The 15,647-nt window shown below is 69.1% G+C and carries 14 protein-coding genes and 1 pseudogene; 6 read left to right on the top strand and 9 right to left on the bottom strand.

Annotated features, from left to right (window positions below):
- Positions 1 to 45 precede the first annotated feature (45 nt).
- The 3 genes from PVT71_RS14330 to PVT71_RS14320 all read right to left on the bottom strand — a co-directional run bounded on the left by PVT71_RS14330 (position 46) and on the right by PVT71_RS14320 (position 2,866).
- Positions 46 to 969, bottom strand: a complete 924-nt coding sequence (locus PVT71_RS14330) for a LysR substrate-binding domain-containing protein (RefSeq protein ID WP_353474741.1) — start codon at positions 967 to 969, stop codon at positions 46 to 48.
- A gap of 299 nt (positions 970 to 1,268) precedes the next feature.
- The gene (locus PVT71_RS14325) at positions 1,269 to 2,168 is read right to left on the bottom strand and encodes a nitrilase-related carbon-nitrogen hydrolase (RefSeq protein ID WP_353474740.1); all 900 of its coding nucleotides are present in this window, start codon (positions 2,166 to 2,168) and stop codon (positions 1,269 to 1,271) included.
- Positions 2,169 to 2,176: 8 nt separating this feature from the next.
- Positions 2,177 to 2,866 carry an isochorismatase family protein gene (locus PVT71_RS14320; protein ID WP_353474739.1) on the bottom strand — a complete coding sequence of 230 codons (690 nt, stop codon included), beginning with the start codon at positions 2,864 to 2,866 and terminating at the stop codon, positions 2,177 to 2,179.
- Between the two features lie 184 nt (positions 2,867 to 3,050).
- Here PVT71_RS14320 and PVT71_RS14315 point away from each other — a divergent pair, with 184 nt between their 5' ends.
- The 6 genes and pseudogenes from PVT71_RS14315 to PVT71_RS14290 all read left to right on the top strand — a co-directional run bounded on the left by PVT71_RS14315 (position 3,051) and on the right by PVT71_RS14290 (position 9,752).
- Positions 3,051 to 4,586 (top strand): MFS transporter, encoded by a 1,536-nt coding sequence (locus tag PVT71_RS14315; protein WP_353474738.1) that lies wholly within the window; start codon positions 3,051 to 3,053, stop codon positions 4,584 to 4,586.
- Positions 4,587 to 4,652: 66 nt separating this feature from the next.
- Complete coding sequence (locus PVT71_RS14310) at positions 4,653 to 5,756, top strand: LLM class flavin-dependent oxidoreductase (RefSeq protein WP_353474737.1); 1,104 nt, start codon at positions 4,653 to 4,655, stop codon at positions 5,754 to 5,756.
- Between the two features lie 226 nt (positions 5,757 to 5,982).
- Positions 5,983 to 6,951, top strand: coding sequence for a TRAP transporter substrate-binding protein (locus tag PVT71_RS14305; RefSeq protein ID WP_353474736.1), 969 nt, complete (start codon positions 5,983 to 5,985; stop codon positions 6,949 to 6,951).
- Between the two features lie 96 nt (positions 6,952 to 7,047).
- Positions 7,048 to 7,542 (top strand): annotated as a pseudogene (locus PVT71_RS14300) (TRAP transporter small permease); the annotation flags it as partial.
- Positions 7,543 to 7,680: 138 nt separating this feature from the next.
- Positions 7,681 to 9,006, top strand: coding sequence for a TRAP transporter large permease subunit (locus tag PVT71_RS14295; protein WP_353475572.1), 1,326 nt, complete (start codon positions 7,681 to 7,683; stop codon positions 9,004 to 9,006).
- A 50-nt stretch (positions 9,007 to 9,056) separates the two neighbouring features.
- The gene (locus PVT71_RS14290) at positions 9,057 to 9,752 is read left to right on the top strand and encodes an aspartate/glutamate racemase family protein (RefSeq protein WP_353474735.1); all 696 of its coding nucleotides are present in this window, start codon (positions 9,057 to 9,059) and stop codon (positions 9,750 to 9,752) included.
- 58 nt (positions 9,753 to 9,810) lie between these two features.
- Here PVT71_RS14290 and PVT71_RS14285 read toward each other — a convergent pair whose 3' ends face one another.
- The 6 genes from PVT71_RS14285 to PVT71_RS14260 form a co-directional block, all read right to left on the bottom strand.
- A complete protein-coding gene (locus PVT71_RS14285) occupies positions 9,811 to 10,713 on the bottom strand; it encodes a nucleoside hydrolase (protein WP_353474734.1) in 903 nt (300 codons plus the stop codon).
- A 122-nt stretch (positions 10,714 to 10,835) separates the two neighbouring features.
- Positions 10,836 to 12,326 (bottom strand): AMP-binding protein, encoded by a 1,491-nt coding sequence (locus PVT71_RS14280; RefSeq protein ID WP_353474733.1) that lies wholly within the window; start codon positions 12,324 to 12,326, stop codon positions 10,836 to 10,838.
- 25 nt (positions 12,327 to 12,351) lie between these two features.
- Positions 12,352 to 12,765 (bottom strand): DUF3830 family protein, encoded by a 414-nt coding sequence (locus tag PVT71_RS14275; protein ID WP_353474732.1) that lies wholly within the window; start codon positions 12,763 to 12,765, stop codon positions 12,352 to 12,354.
- Between the two features lie 22 nt (positions 12,766 to 12,787).
- Positions 12,788 to 14,074 (bottom strand): TRAP transporter large permease, encoded by a 1,287-nt coding sequence (locus PVT71_RS14270; protein ID WP_353474731.1) that lies wholly within the window; start codon positions 14,072 to 14,074, stop codon positions 12,788 to 12,790.
- On the bottom strand, positions 14,075 to 14,587 hold the full coding sequence (locus tag PVT71_RS14265) for a TRAP transporter small permease (RefSeq protein WP_353474730.1): 513 nt from the start codon (positions 14,585 to 14,587) through the stop codon (positions 14,075 to 14,077).
- Positions 14,588 to 14,669: 82 nt separating this feature from the next.
- A complete protein-coding gene (locus PVT71_RS14260) occupies positions 14,670 to 15,647 on the bottom strand; it encodes a TRAP transporter substrate-binding protein (protein ID WP_353474729.1) in 978 nt (325 codons plus the stop codon).

Raw genomic sequence — 15,647 nt, 5'->3', positions numbered from 1 at the left:
ACCGCCGTGCGCGGTCCGGGCGGCGAGCCGCCCGGGCCTGCGCTGTCAGATCGCGTGCACCAGCCCGTTCGGGCGCACCTTCTCGAGGATCCAGTCCTTGAAGCGCTGGATGCTTTCCTTGTTGGCCGATTTCCACGGCGATTGCAGGAAATAGGGCGAGCGGATCGGATAGGGCTCGCTCACCCGCACCAGCCGCCCCTTCTGCAGCGCGTCCTCGATCAGCAGCGACCGGCCGAGGATCACCCCGACCCCCGCGCAGGCCGCCTCGATTGAGGTGCCGGCCTGGTTGAACCGCGCGCCGTGGCTGAGGTCACCCCGGCCGATGCCGTACTCGCTGAGGTAGCGCGCCCAGTCGGGATAGGTGCTGTCGAGCCCGTCGTTGGCACGGTCGACGTGCAGCAGCGGCGCGTGTTTCAGGATCTCGCGCGGGTCATGGCCGAAGCGCGCCGCCACCGAGGGCGCACAGACCGGCACCACCTCCTCCTCGACTAACGGCTCGACCTGGCACTCCATCTGGCTCTGCCAGTTGAGGATGCGGATATCCATCTCCTGCTCCTCCGCCTCGCGGCGCGACAGGAAGGTGCGGATGTTGAGGTCGATGTCTGGCGCGCGCAGGGTGAAATCGTAGAGCCGCGGCATCAGGAAGAACGAGGCGACCGAGGTGGAGGCCGCGACGTTCAGCCGCCGCCGCTCGTCGTAGTCCGAGCCCTCGAGCGCGGCCATCGCCTCGTTGATGAGGTCGAGCGCGCGGCCGATCTGATGGACATTGTTGCGCGCCTCGGGGGTCAGCTCGATCCGCGAGTTCTTGCGGATGAAGAGGCGGACCTGGAGAAATTCCTCGAGCTGGCGGATCTGGTGGCTCACCGCCGTCGGCGTGACGCAGAGCTCGTCCGCCGCCTTGGCGACCGACTGGTTGCGGGCCGTGGCCTCGAAGGCGCGGATGGCGTTCAGCGGGACGCGTTTTCTCATGTGGTTCACCTCTCTGTCACCTCCCTGTCACGATCGGAGCGCGCGCCCGCGATTCCGATCAAGGGCGAAGCGGGCGGCGCGGAGCGAAATGGATGCGGCTGCGGGGCGGCGCTGAAAAACCGGCCAGAAGACTCAGCATTTGTCCGTACTTTCGGCGGAGATGAAAGCGCTTCTATGGTTCCGGCAGCGGATGATGTCGCGCCTAAACGCAATCATACCCGGACATGAAGAAGGGCACGGCATGTCTGCCGCACCCTTTGTCCGCACTTTCAATGAATGATGTATGCCCCGCGCCGCGCCTACTCGGCGGCCGCGCGCGGCAGTGAGCCCGCATAGGCGTGTTCCGCCCGGGTCTGGCCGAAGTTCCACCGCGCCCTCAGTGCCTGCTGCCGCGCCATGTCGAGCTCGGCAAGCACCACCTCGTCGCCCATGGTCCCGGCGCGCGCGACGATCACCCCGTCCGGCCCGCAGATGAAGCTGCCGCCGATGAAGCTGATGCCGTTCTCGACCCCGCCCTTGCCTGCGGCGATGGTCCATGTCGCGTTGGAATAGGCGCCGCCGCAGATCGCCAGCTCCGAGGCGTGGCGGGCCTGTTCCAGCGTGGCGCCGTTCATTACCGGCGTGTTGTAGCACACGCAGAAAAGCTCGGCCCCGTTCAGCATCAGGCTGCGCCAGCTCTCGGGGAAGCGGCGGTCGTAGCAGATGAGCCCGCCTGTGTTCAGCCCGCCGCCGGTGACCCCCGCCATCTCGTAGACCGGAAAGCCGAGATTGCCGGGCGCGAAGTAGCGCTTCTCGAGGATGTTCACCTCGCGCGCAGGATCGGGCTCGAGCGTGCCGGGGATGTGCACCTTGCGGAACATGCCGCAGGTGCGCCCGTCGGGCCCGATGAAGGTCATCGAGTTGTAGAGCCCCGCCTCCCGCGGCTCGGCATGCGAAACCGAGAGCCCGAGGCCGAGCCTTTCGCACGCGGCGGCGATGCGCCCGAGCGCGGTCTCGGTCTCGCCGGGGTCGGTCCAGCGCGAGAGGTCCGCGTGGACGTGGGCGGCGAAATAGGGCTGCAGCGCCAGCTCGGGCAGCACGGCGAGCCGCGCGCCCTGCCCGGCCGCCTGCGCCATCAACTCGAGGATCCGGTCCGTGGTTTCGGCCATGGTCTCCGAGGCGGGGCCGAGCTGCAGGGCGGCGGCGAGGAACTTGGTCATCGCGGGCCTCAGGCGGATTTCTTCAGCGCGCCCGGCGCACCGATGATCTCCATCGCGCGGGCCTCGTCGATGACGTCGCAGATCTTGAACTGCATGTCGAAGAGCGCGGCGGCGTGGCTCATCTCGATCCGGTCGAAGACGCCCTCCTCGACCACCTGCATCCTGTAGCCGAGCGCCTCACCGTCGACGCAGGTGGCGCGCACGCAGCCCGAGGTGGAGTTGCCGACGACGAGGAAGCCGTCGATGCCCTTCTCCTTCGCGATGAGGTGAAGGTTCGTATAGGCGAAACAGGAGGGGGTCTGCTTCTCGACGAGGATCTCGCCCTCGGCCATGGCCACCTCTGCGGGGATCTCCGAGCGCGGATCGGTGGCGGCAAAGACCCCGCCCGAGGCACGGGCAAGCCCGGTGTAGCCGTGGAAGACATGCTTGGAGTAGATCACCGGCATCGCCGCTGCGCGGGCGGCGGCGAGCAGGCGCTGCTGCGGCGGGATCGCCTTCCAGGCATGCGGGCCGCAGGCGCCGGGGAAGCGGTCGACCTGCTCGTGGATCGGACGGTCCTCGCCCACCGCGGTCACCTGCATGTCGATGACCAGCAGCGCGTTCACCCGGCCCGGCCCGTGCGGCTCGCGCAGGTTTTTGCGCGCGGCGAGAAGCTTGCGGTCGTTCTCGGTCAGGAAGTCTTCCCAGGCGTGGGCCATGATGCTCTCCGGTTCTTCTGTGGCGGTCGCGGCAGCCTAGGGCGCGGGCGCGGCGCCGGGCTACTGCGGAAAACTGGCCAAGGGGCTGAGGCTTTTTCAGCCCGCGCCCCCCTGAGATTTCCTGCGCCGGGCTCGGAGGAAATCTCCTTTGACCGGGGCGCGGGCGGCGGCGGATGCAGGAGGCATGAAAGACACGCTGACCCACGCCCCCCTCGACGACCCGCATGCCGTGCCGACCCGCTCGGAGGCGCACCGCATCGCCATCGCCTTCACCGTGGCGCTGGCCTTCCTGATGCAGGGGGTGGACACCACGCTGCTGACCATCGCCATTCCGCGCATCGCCGGGGACCTGCAACGCTCGCCCTTGTCGCTGCACCTGCTGGTCACCGCCTACCTGCTGTCGCTGGCGGTGTTCATGCCGGTCTCGGGCTGGTTCGCCGACCGCTTCGGGGCGCGGCGGGTGTTCTGCGGCGCAGTGGGGCTCTTCACGCTGGGCTCGGTGCTGGCCGCCTTCATGCCGACCCCCGAGGCGATGGTGCCCTGCCGCGTGCTGCAGGGCTTCGGCGGCGCGCTGATGACGCCGGTGGGACGGATGATCGTGCTGCGCGCCTTCGGGCCGGACCGCACGCTCGACGGGATGACGTGGCTGACCGTGCCGGTGCTGATCGGTCCGCTGATCGGCCCGCTGGTGGGCGCGGCCCTCATCGAGTTCTACCACTGGCGGCTGCTCTTCTTCGTCAACCTGCCGATCTGCCTCGGCGCGGTGGCGGGCACGCTCTGGCTGGTGCCGCCGCTGCCCGCCCTGCCGAAGGCCGAGGTCGAGCGCTTCGACCTCGCGGGCTTTGCGCTGGCGGGGCTGGCGCTGGTGCTCTTCCAGCTCGGGCTCGAGGCGATCAGCCTCTGGGGCGCGGTGGGGCTGGCGCTGCTGCCGCTCTCGGTGCTGGTCTTCGCGCTCTACCGCCGGCACGCGCAGCGGGTGGCGCACCCGGCGCTGGTGCTGTCGCTCTTCTCGGGGCAGAGCTTCCGCGTGGGGGTGATCGCCGGGGGCATCGGCCGGGTCGGGCTCAACTCGACGGTCTTCCTGCTGCCGCTCTTCCTGCAACTCGCCATGGGGTTCCGGCCGCTGCACGCTGGGCTGCTCTCGGCGATCGGCGCGCTTGGCTCGCTGGTCTCGAAGCCGCTGCTGAAACGGCTGATCACCCGCCATGGCTACCGCCCGGTGCTGATCGCGCTGACCCTCACTGGCAGCCTGACCCTCGCGGCCTTCGCCCCGGTCACGCCGGGCTGGCCGGTCTGGGTGATCGTCGCGCTGGTGGTGGTCTCGGGGGCGATCCGCACGCTGTTCTTCAACGCCGTGAACACGCTGACCTACGACCACCTTCAGCCGCGGCAGCTGTCGCGCGCGGTGGCCACGGCGGGGGTGTTCCAGCAGCTGACCATGGGGCTCGGCATCTCGGTCGCCGCGATGCTGCTGCACCTCCTGCAGGGCGAGGCCGCCGCGCTCGAGCCGGAGCATTTCCACGCCGCCTACCTGCTGATGGCGCTGGTCCCGCTCTTCGCGCTGCCGTCGCTGGCGCGGCTCGTGCCCGGGCCCGCACGCGCCTCCGCACCCCTGAGAAAAACTACGCCGCCTGCCGAGAACAAGTCGATTGGCGGCGCGCGCGCCCTTGCCGACACTGACCCCAAGCTTGCCGGGCGGCGCGGCGACACGCCCGCCTGACCCCGGCCCGCATCCCCGGACCCGACCCAGATCGGACCGCCCCAACAGAGAGAGAAAGGACCTCCCATGACCCAGATCGGCGTCTTCCTTCCCATCGGCCGCCGCGGCTGGCTGATCTCGACCACCGCGCCCGACACCTACCCGAGCTTCGATCTGAACAAGGCGGTGGTGCAGCGGGCCGAGCATTTCGGGCTCGATTTCGCGCTCTCGATGATCAAGCTGCGCGGCTACAACGGCCCGTCGGAATACTGGGTGCAGAACCTCGAGAGCTTCACCATGATGTCGGGGCTCGCGGCGGTGACCAGCCGGATCAAGCTTTTTGCCTCCTGCGCCATGCTGACCCTGCCGCCGGCGCTGACCGCGCGCATGGCGGTGACGCTCGACTCGATCGCGCCGGGCCGCGTCGGCGTGAACATGGTGACCGGCTGGCAGCCCAAGGAATACCAGCAGATGGGCATCGAGCTCACGCCCGAGCACTTCGCCCGCCGCTACGACTACGCCGCCGAATACGCCACCATCATGAAGGAACTCTGGGCCGAGGGCCGCTCGAACTTCAAGGGCGACTTCTTCCAGATGGACGACTGCGTGCTCGAGCCGCGACCCACCAATGGGCGCATCCCGATCGTCGGCGCGGGCCAGTCCGAGAAGGGCATGGAGTTCGTCGCCAAGTACGGCGATTACAACTTCGTCGGCTCGGGGGGCGATCTGAACAACACCACCGCCTCGCGCGAGACCGTGGCCCGGGTGAATGCCGCCGCGCAGAAGCACGGCCGCGACACCGGCGCCTTCCTGCTGCTCATGGTCATCGCCGACCGCACCGAGGAGCTCGCCTTCCAGAAGTGGGAGCTCTACAAGCAGGGCACCGACATCGAGGCGCTGGAATGGCAGGCCGCGCAGGCCGGGCAGGACAAGGTCGCCAAGGAAGGCTCGACCGCCGCGGCGCTGGTGCGCGGCATCCAGAACCCGCAGCCGACGGGGATGCTCAAGCTGATCGGCAGCTACGAGCAGGTCGCCGCCATGCTCGACGAGATCGCCGGGGTGCCGGGGCTCAAGGGCATCATGCTGACATTCGACGATTTCATCATCGGCATGGAGCAGTTCGGCCAGTACATCCAGCCGCTGATGAAGAGCCGCAACGGCGCGGGCCGCAAGACCTCCTTCGCCGCCTGAGGCCAGATCTTCCGCCCCCGCGACAGCGCCCCGGACAGCCCGCCTGTCCGGGGATTTTCGTTGCCGCCTGCCTCTTCCCGATGCCTGCCCGGCGTCACCGCCACGCAATAAGCCGTTCCCTTGCCGCGCAACTTCTGCAAACGTGATTGCAAAACCCGCCGTAGGGTCACACACATGGCGGACGGGACAGAAAAACAAAACCCGAGCAACCACAGAGAGGTACACCATGAAACTCACCGCAGCCGCGTTCCTGACGCTGACCACCGCGCTGGCCGGCGCCGCCTCGGCCGAGACCTGGGACATGCCGATGGCCTATCCCGCGTCCAACTACCACACCGAGAATGCCCAGGCCTTCGCCGACGCGGTCAAGGAATGCACCGGCGGCGAGCTCGAGATCGTCATCCACGCCGGCGGCTCGCTGTTCAAGGGCGACGAGATCAAGCGCGCCGTGCAGCTCGGCGAGGCACAGATCGGCGAGCGGCTGCTCTCGGCCCATGCCAACGAGAACGCGGTCTTCGCCTACGATTCGATCCCCTTCCTGGCCACCTCCTTCGAGGCCTCCGAGAAGCTGCGCGCCGCAGCCGAGCCGGTGCTGGCCAAGGTGCTGGCCGAGCAGAACATCGTGCCGCTCTACTCGGTGCCGTGGCCGCCGCAGGGCCTCTATTTCTCCAAGCCCGTCGAGACCCCCGAGGCGATGGCCGGCACCAAGTTCCGCGCCTACAACTCGATCACCGCGCGCGTCGCCGAGCTGGCCGGCATGGTGCCGACGCAGGTCGAGGCCGCGGACCTGAAGCAGGCGCTGGCGACCGGCGTCGTCTCGGCGATGATCTCCTCGGGCGCCACCGGCGTCGACGAGAGCGTCTGGGAAGACATGACCAACTTCTACGACGTGAAGGCCTGGCTGCCGCGCAACACCGTCTTCGTCAACAAGGACGCGCTTGACGGGCTCTCCGACGCCGCCCGCACCTGCGTGCTCGACGAGGCCGCAGCGGCCCAGACCCGCGGCGCCGAGAAGGCTGCCGAGCTGGCCGGCGGGTTCCTCAAGACCCTCGCCGACAACGGCATGGACGTGAACCCGCCGAACGAGGCGATCACCGCCAAGCTGCACGAGATCGGCAAGACCATGACCGCCGAGTGGCTCGAGACCGCGGGCGAGAACGGCAAGGCCATCGTCGACGCCTACAACGCCAACTAAGGGCCGGCATCGCGGACGCGCGGCGCCCCGGCAGGACCGGGGCGCCGACCTGTCTTCCGTGACGGAAGGCCGCGACCGCCGCTTGCCGTGAACGCGATGACAGATACTGACATGGAAGGCCGCGCCGCGATGACAGCAGCCACCCCCCTTCGCCGCCTTGCCGACGGGCTCTACGCACTCTCCGGATACGGCGCGGCGCTGGCGCTGGTGTCGATCCTCTGCCTCGTGGTCGCCCAGATGGTCACGCGCTGGCTCGGCATCCTGTTCCCCGGAGGCGCGAACTATGCCGGCTATGCCATGGCAACCGCGTCGTTTCTCGCGCTCGCCGACACGTTCCGCCGCAACGAGCACATCCGCGTCGGCATGCTGGTCGAGCGCGGCGGCGCCTGGCGGCGGGGCATCGAGATCTGGTGCTACACGGCGGGCGCCGCGGTGGCGCTGTTCTTCGCCTGGTACGCGGTGAAGACCCCCTTCCTCAGCCACAAGATCAACGACATCAGCCAAGGCCAGGACGGAACGCCGCTCTGGATCCCGCAGCTGTCGATGGCGGTGGGCGCGGTGCTGCTGGCGATCGCCGTGGTCGACAGCCTGCTCGGCCTGCTCTTCACCGAGGAGATGGGCGTCGACACGCCGCGCAAGCCGATGCTGCGCGACGCGCTCGCATCGCGCAAGCTGCGGCTGGCGATGTGCCTCGGCAGCGCGCTGGTGCTCTACGCCGCCGTCCACCTGATGACCGGTTTCGACCGCGATGCGGTGGGGCTGAAGATCGGCGTCTTCCTCTTCGTGCTCTTCTTCCTGCTCGGCTCCGGGCTCTGGGTCGGGCTCGCGCTGATGGGCGTCGCCTACATGGGGATGATCGGCTTCACCCCGCGCAACCCCGGCAGCTCGATGAGCATCACCGTCTGGACCTCGTCCTCGAGCTGGACGCTGACCTCGCTGCCGCTCTTCATCTGGATGGGGGAAATCCTCTACCGGACACGGCTTTCCGAGGACATGTTCAAGGGGCTCGCGCCCTGGCTCTCGCGCTTCCCCGGCGGCCTTCTGCATTCCAACGTGGTGGGCTGCACGGTCTTCGCGGCGGTCTCGGGCTCGTCGGCGGCGACGCTGACCACGGTCGGCAAGATGTCAATCCCCGAGCTGCGGAAGCGCGGCTATCCCGAGTTCATGATCATCGGCACGCTCGCCGGGGCGGCGACGCTCGGCCTGATGATCCCGCCCTCGCTGACGCTCATCGTCTACGGCGTGACGGTGCAGCAGAGCATCACGAGCCTCTTCATGGCGGGCGTGATCCCCGGCATCGTGCTCGCGGCGATGTTCATGGCCTATATCGCGATCTGGTCGGTGGTGCGCCGCGACCAGACCCCCGAGCCCGAGCCGGCGATGAGCCTTGCCGAGAAGCTGCGCGCCTCGACCCTGCTGATCCCGGTGATCGCGCTCATCCTCGTGGTGATCGGCTCGATGTATCTCGGCATCGCCACGGCGACCGAGGCGGCGGCCTTCGGCGTCATCGGCGCCCTTGTGCTGGCGGGGCTGCAGGGCTCGCTCGACTGGCCCGCCTTCCGCGACAGCCTGATGGGCGCCACCCGCACCTCTGCGATGATCGCGCTGATCCTCATGGGGGCAAGCTTCCTGACGCTGGCCATGGGCTTCACCGGCGTGCCGCGCGCGCTGGCCGGGGTGATCGCCGCGTGGGATCTCTCGCCGGTGGCGCTGATCGCGGCGCTGACGGTGTTCTACATCATCATCGGCATGTTCCTCGACGGGATCTCGGCGGTGGTGCTGACCATGGCGATCATCGAGCCGATGATCCGCGCGGCGGGCATCGACCTCATCTGGTTCGGCATCTTCATCGTGGTCGTCGTCGAGATGGCGCAGATCACCCCGCCGGTGGGCTTCAACCTCTTCGTGCTGCAGGGAATGACCCGGCACGACATGAGCTACATCGCCCGCACCGCGCTGCCGATGTTCCTGATCATGGTGCTGATGGTTGGCGTGCTGGTGCTCTTCCCCGGCCTTGCCACATGGCTGCCGGATCTCGTGCAGGCCAAGCAGTGATCCCGCGGGGGAGCGTCCCGGCGCTTCCCCGCCGCAGACAGCGGTGAGCCATGACGCCTTTCATCGGCATCCTCAGCCTCGACACGCGCTTCCCGCGCATCCCCGGTGACGCCGGCAATCCCGAGAGCTACCACCTGCCCGCGCGGGTCCGCGTGGTGCCCGGCGCCGGCAGCCCCGACATCGTGCGCGACGGCCGGCCCGCGCCCGAGCTGGTGGCCGCCTTCCGCGCTGCCGCGGCCGAACTCGTGGCGGAGGGCGCCTGCCTCATCACCTCGACCTGCGGCTTCCTGATCTCGGTGCAGCGCGACATCGCGAGCGGCCTGCCGGTGCCTGTGCTGCTGTCCGGGCTCTGCCTGCTGCCGATGCTGCGCCCGATGATGGGAGAGCGGCCGATCGGCGTGCTGACCGCCTCGGCCTCGGCGCTGGGGCCGGACGCGATACGCGCCGCCGGTGTCGCCTCCGGGGACGTGCGGATCGGCGGCATGCAGCAGAGCGCGCTCTTCGTTGAGACCTTCCTTGCCGCAAAGACCGAGCAGCGCGCCGCTTTCGATCCCGGGGAGATGCAGCGCGAGGTCTGCGCCGCCGCCGAGGCGCTGGTGGCGCGCAGCCCCGAGATCGCCGCGCTGGTGCTCGAATGCGGCAACCTGCCGCCCTATGCCGAGGCGATCCGACGTGTCACCGGACGGCCGGTCTTCTCGATCCTCGACGCCGCCCGGCTGGTGAGCGGCGTTCCCGCCCCGCGCTGAGGGCGCATCCATTGGCCAGGACCGTGGCCGGGGCGCGCAACCGGCGCCCCGGCGCGTGTCAGCCGCCGAAGCTCTCGAGGAACAGGCGCTTGATGTCCGCGCCGCTGCAGGTCAGCGCGACCTCGATCTCGGGCCGTCCGGTGGCGCGGCGGGTGCGGCCGATCTCGGGGCCCTCCAGCACCACGTCGACCGGCGTGTACTCGACGCCGACGAGCTCGGGCATGACGCAGGCCATGACCGCCAGCGGGTCGTGCAGGCCGCAGCCCTCGGCGCCGACGGTGCGGTAGAACTCGAGGTAGAAGTGGCTCATCTCGCGCAGGAAGGCGCCGTGCGCGGGGTCGCGCCGCTCGAGCTCCTCGAAGTCCTCGGCGGTGAGCAGCACCTCCATCGTCACGTCGAGGCCGATCATGCGGATCTTCGCGCCGCTCCGCAGCACGATGTCGAGCGCGTGCGGGTCATGGTAGGTGTTGGCCTCGGCATAGGGCGTGATGTTGCCGCGCGCGTCGAGCGCCCCGCCCATGAAGACGATCTCGCGCAGGTTGCCCGCGAAATCGGGGTCGAGCGCGATGGCGTCGGCGACGTTGGTGATCGGGCCGATCGGGCAGAGCACCAGCTCGCCCTTGTGCTCGCGCGCCATGCGCACGAGGAACTCCGCGGCGCTCTCGGCGATCTTTGCGCCCTTGGGGGTCATCTCGGGCAGGTCGCCGAAGCCCTCGGGCCCGTGCACGTGGTGGCTCGGGGTGAAGGGCGGCAGGTGCAGCGGCTTGGCCGCGCCCTCGGCCACCGGGATGTCGAGCCCGGCGCGCTCGACGAGGTAGAGCGCGTTGCGCGTCGCCTGCGCGACGGTGACATTGCCGAAGACGGTGGTGAGCCCGAGAAGGTCGATCTGCGGATGCGCGGCGGCGTAGAGGATGGCCAGCGCGTCGTCGACCCCGGGGTCGGTATCGATGATGAGTTTCATGTCTGCGTCCGTCATGGGGGCCGGGGCTGCGGCCCGGCGGAATACCGGCCCGCTTTACCCTTCTCCGGCAGACAAGGAAACCACGAGGATGACGCAGGGTTCCGGCGCCCGCGCCAGCCCGCCTAGCCCGCCTCGGCGAATTCGGCGCGCAGCGCCTTGCGGCGGATCTTGCCGAAGCCGTCACGCGGCAGGGTCTCGCAGATGCGGAAGGACTTCGGCACCTCCTGCGGCCCTAGCCTTTCGAGGCAGAAGGCGCGCAGCGCCGCCTCGTCGAGCGCGGCCCCCTCTTTCGGCACGAGGCAGGCGATGACCTTCTGGCCCCATTCGCGGTCCTCGGCGCCGAAGACCACCGCGTCGCCGACGCCCGGCGCGCGCAGCAGCACCGCCTCGACGGTCTCGGGGTGGATCTTCACGCCGCCGGTGTTGATCACGTCGTCGCGCCGTCCGCCAAGGTAGAGATAGCCCTCGGCATCCAGCCAGCCGACATCGCCGATGCTCTGGAACCCGTCGGCGTCGCGCTCGGGCGCCGGCGCGTCCGGGCCGGTGTAATGGCTGCGCCCCGAGAGGTCGTCGGGCCGCATGAAGATCTCGCCCGGCGCGCCAGTGGGCTGGAGCCTGCCGCCCGGGCCATAGATGCGGATCTCGGTCTCGAAGCCGCGCCCGACCGAGCCCTGGTGGTCCAGCCATTCGGCGCCGGTGATCGTGGTCTGGCCGGTGTTCTCGCCCGAGCCGTACATCTCGGTCACCCGCGCGGCGCCAAGCACGTCGATCCAGCTCTGCTTGAGCCAGGCGGCGCAGGGCGCGCCGGTGTGGTAGAGCGCGTGCAGGCTTTCGAGTGTCGCGCCGCTTTCGGCCAGCCGGTCGATCATCCGCACCATCATCGTCGGCACCAGCATGGCGAAGCCCACCCCGTGCCGGTCGATGGCCCGCAGCGCGCGCAGCGCGTCGAAGCGTTCCATCAGCACCAGCCGGTTGCCCTCGAAGAGCCCGTTCTGCGCCCAGGTGAAGGGCGCGTTGTGCGACATGGCCCCGCAGACGAGCTGGGTCTGGTCGCACTGGAAGCCGAGCCGCGGCGCCACGCGGCCCCAGCTTGCGCCGGGCACGCGGATGAAGGGGCGGTCGTCGCACATCATCTTGGGCAGGCCGGTGGAGCCGCCCGAGAGCACGATCTTGCCGGGGGCCGGGACGCGGTCCTCGACCGGGGTCGCGGGCAGGCTTGCCGCCAGCGCCTCGAACTCCGTCAGGGAGATGTCCCCCAGCCCTGCGCCCTGCCCCACGAGCAGCGCCGCGCCGCTGCGCGCCTTCATCGCGGCGGCGGTCTCGGGCTTGATGCCCGGGTCGAGCACAAGGGTCGTCGCGCCGATGCGCCAGACCGCGAGCGCGAGCGCCAGATGCGCGGGGATGTTGCCGAGCGCGAAGGCGACCACGTCGCCCTGCGCCACGCCGCGCGCCAGAAGCGCGTGGGCGTAACGGTCGGCCATGGCGTCGAGCCCCGCCCAGCTCAGGCTCTGCTCCTCGCCCTCGGCGGGCAGGAAGCGCACCGCCTCGGCATCGCCGCGCGCGGCGGCAAGCTGGCGCAGGCGCGCGCCGTAGCTGATCGGGGTCGTCGTCATGGCCGTGTCCTTGGTCGTTTCGGTCTCAGACTTCCTCGAAGAGGATCTCCTGCGCGCCTTCCCACAGCACCTTGGGGCCGATCTCGGCCAGCTTGTCGAGGTTCGAGGTCAGCGTGATGAAGTGGTTGCCGGCAAGCTGCCCCATCTTCGAGGCGAAATGCACCCCGCCATAGGCCAGCAGGATCTCGGTCTCGGAGATGCCGCCCGGATAAAGGATGAACTGGCCCGGCGCGGGGAAGCTGGTGTGGTTCTCGTAATCGACGCCGAAATCGGTCTCTCCGAGCGGGATCCACACGCCCTCGCCGGACCAGCGCACGTGCACTACCTGGCTCTTGTAGGGCATCTGCGCGCGGAAGGCGGCGACGGTCTTGGGCGCGGCGGCCTCCTCGAAGCGCGCGTCGAACTCGATGCCCGCGATGGTGACTTTGAGCTTGGTCATTGGTCTTGGTCCTAAGGTGAGGTCAGTTGATGAGCCCGAAGAGCCGCGGCAGGAACAGCGACAGGTCGGGAATGAAGGTCACCGCGATCAGCATGGCGAAGAGCCCGGCGAGCGGCCAGCCGAGGCGGCGCGACACCTGCAGCACGGTGCGGCCCGCGACACTCGACGACACGAACAGCGACACGCCGTAGGGCGGCGTCACGGTGCCGATGGCGCAGTTGAGGATGACGAGCAGCGAGAAGTGGATCGGGTCCACCCCCATCTGCGCCGCGATCGGCGCCAGCACCGGCACGATGATCAGGATCGCCGCGATGGTCTCGAGGAACATGCCGACGAAGAGGAAGAGCAGGTTGGCGATGATCAGGAACATCACCTGGCTCGACGAGACCCCGGCGATCCATTCGCCCAGCAGCTTCGGCACGTTGGCATTGGCGATGAGCCAGGAAAAGACGCTGGCGGTGCCGATGATCAGCATGACCGCGGCCGAGAGCGAGGCGGTGCGCAGGATCAGCCCCGGCAGCGCCGAGAGCTTCAGGTCGCGGTAGACGAAGGCGCCGACCAGCAGCCCGTAGAAGCCCGAGACCGCCGCCGCCTCGGTCGGGGTGAAGATGCCGCCGAGGATGCCGCCGAGGATCAGCACCGGCATGCCCGCGGCGGGCAGCGCCGCCCAGCCGGTGCGGCCGAGCCGCGCCATGGTGAAGGGCTCGGCGTCGCGGTAGACCTCGCCGCCCTTCTTCGCCTGGAAATAGGCGATGACCATCAGGATCACGATGCACATGAGCCCCGGCAGCACGCCCGACACGAAGAGCGCGCCAATCGAGACGTTGGAGACCACGGCGAGGATCACCATCGTCAAGCTCGGCGGGATGACCTGCGCGATGGACCCGGCGCAGGCGATCAGCGCCGCGCCGAAGTCGACGTCATAGCCGCGCCGGCGCAGCTGCGGCTGCATGATCGCCGAGATCGCGGCGGTGTCGGCCGAGCCCGAGCCCGAGATCGCCGCAAGCCCGGCAGCGGCCACGCAGCTCACCTGGTAGAGGCTGCCGACCACCCAGCCGATCAGCGCCGAGGCGAAATCGACGATGCGGCGCGAGATGCCGCCCGCGTCCATGATGACCCCGGCGAAGACGAAGAACGGAATGGCCATCAGGGTGAAGGAGTTGAGCCCCGCGAAGACGCGCTGGCTGACGATGGCGACGGGCACGTCGGTGGTGGTGACCAGCGCCAGCACCGCCGAGGCGCCCAGCACGAAGACCACCGGCACGCCGAGCGCCAGCAGGAAGAGGAAGGCAGAGGCGATGACCAGCATTCAGAGCGCCTCCTCGGCGTCGGGTTCGGGCGGCGGGAACGGGTTGTCCCAGCGCTGGAGCACCGAGAGCAGCAGCTCCAGCGCCATGTAGCCAGCGCCCACCGGCAGGCAGAGGTAGACGTATTTCATCGGCATGCGCAGCGCCGGCGAGCTCTGGAACGTGCCCATCTTCAGCAGCGGCAGGCTGCCCCAGGCGAGCACCGCGAGGAAGGCCACGATGACCAGCGCGATGGCGATCAGCGCGACGCGGGCATAGGCCAGCGGAAGCTGCGCCGGCAGCATGTCGATGGCGACGTGCTGGCCCTTGGCGACGGCGACGCCCGCGCCCATCAGCACCAGCCAGATCTGGCTGAAGGTGGCGATCTCGGTGGCCTGCGCGATCGAGTAGTTGAAGACGTAGCGCCCGCCGACCTGCACCAGCACCGAGATCATCATCGCGGTGAAGAGCAGGATCACCACGCCCGAGACGACGCGGCGCAGGGCAAGGCAGAGGCGTTCGAGAAGTGCGAACATGAACGGGCCTTCTTGCGGCAGTCAGGTCAGAGGCCCGGCCGCGGAGTGGGCGCGGCCGGGCAGTTGGGTCGGGTAACGGGGTTTACTCGACCGATTTCAGCATCTCGAAGAGCTTCTTCTGCGCGTCGGTCTCGAGGTATTTCTGCTGCACCGGCGCGGCGGCGGTGCGGAAGGCCTCGACGTCGGGGTGGGTGATGTTCACGCCGGCCGCCTCGAGATCGGCGAAGCGGGCGTTGTCCGAGGCGAGGTAGTTGGCGCGCTCGGCCTTGCCGGCCTCGAGGCCCGCCTCGTCAAGCGCCGCCTGCACGTCCTCGGGCAGCGCCTCGTAGGCGGCCTTGCCCATGATCACCGGGGCAACCAGTTCCAGCCAGCCGACCACGGCCCAGTCCGGCGCGACCTCGTAGAACTTCTGCGAGTAGAAGTTGGTGTTGGCGGCCTCTGCCCCGTCCACCACGCCGGTCTCGATCGCGCCGTAGAGCTCGGTGTAGGCGATCGGGGTGGCATTGGCGCCGAAGGCGTTGAACGTGTCGACGTGGGCGGGGTTCTGCATGGTGCGGATCTTCAGCCCCGCCATGTCCTCGAGCTTCTCGATCGGCTTCTTTGTCATGATGTGGCGGGTGCCGGCCGAGAAGACCGACAGCAGGTGGAAGCCCTGCGCGTCGAGCGCGGCGTCGATCTCGGCGAGGACGGCCGGATCGCTCAGCGCGCGGTCCATCTGCTCGGCGTTGTCGAAGAGGAAGGGCAGCGAGAAGACCGAGAGGTCCGGCACGAAGTTGGCCAGCGTCGAGTTGGCGGTCACGGCGATGTCGACGGTGCCGATCTGGGTGCCCTGGATGCTTTCCATCTCGTCGCCGAGCGTGGCGTTGTCATAGACCTCGATGGTGGCCTTGCCGCCGGACTTCTCGGCGAGGATCTCGGCCATCTTGCGCATGCCGACGCCGTAGGGCTCGTCGGCATTGGCGTTGTGGCTGGCCTTGAAGGTGATCTCCTGCGCGAAGGCGGGCGCCGAGACGAGGGTCGCGCCGAGCGCGGCGCAGAGGGCGAGGTTGGTGAGTTTCAT

This window comes from Salipiger sp. H15, from assembly GCF_040409955.1.
In the GTDB taxonomy this organism is placed as follows: domain Bacteria; phylum Pseudomonadota; class Alphaproteobacteria; order Rhodobacterales; family Rhodobacteraceae; genus Salipiger.
Note: the sequence above shows the minus strand (reverse complement) of the source record. Positions and strands in the feature narration are given on the sequence as shown.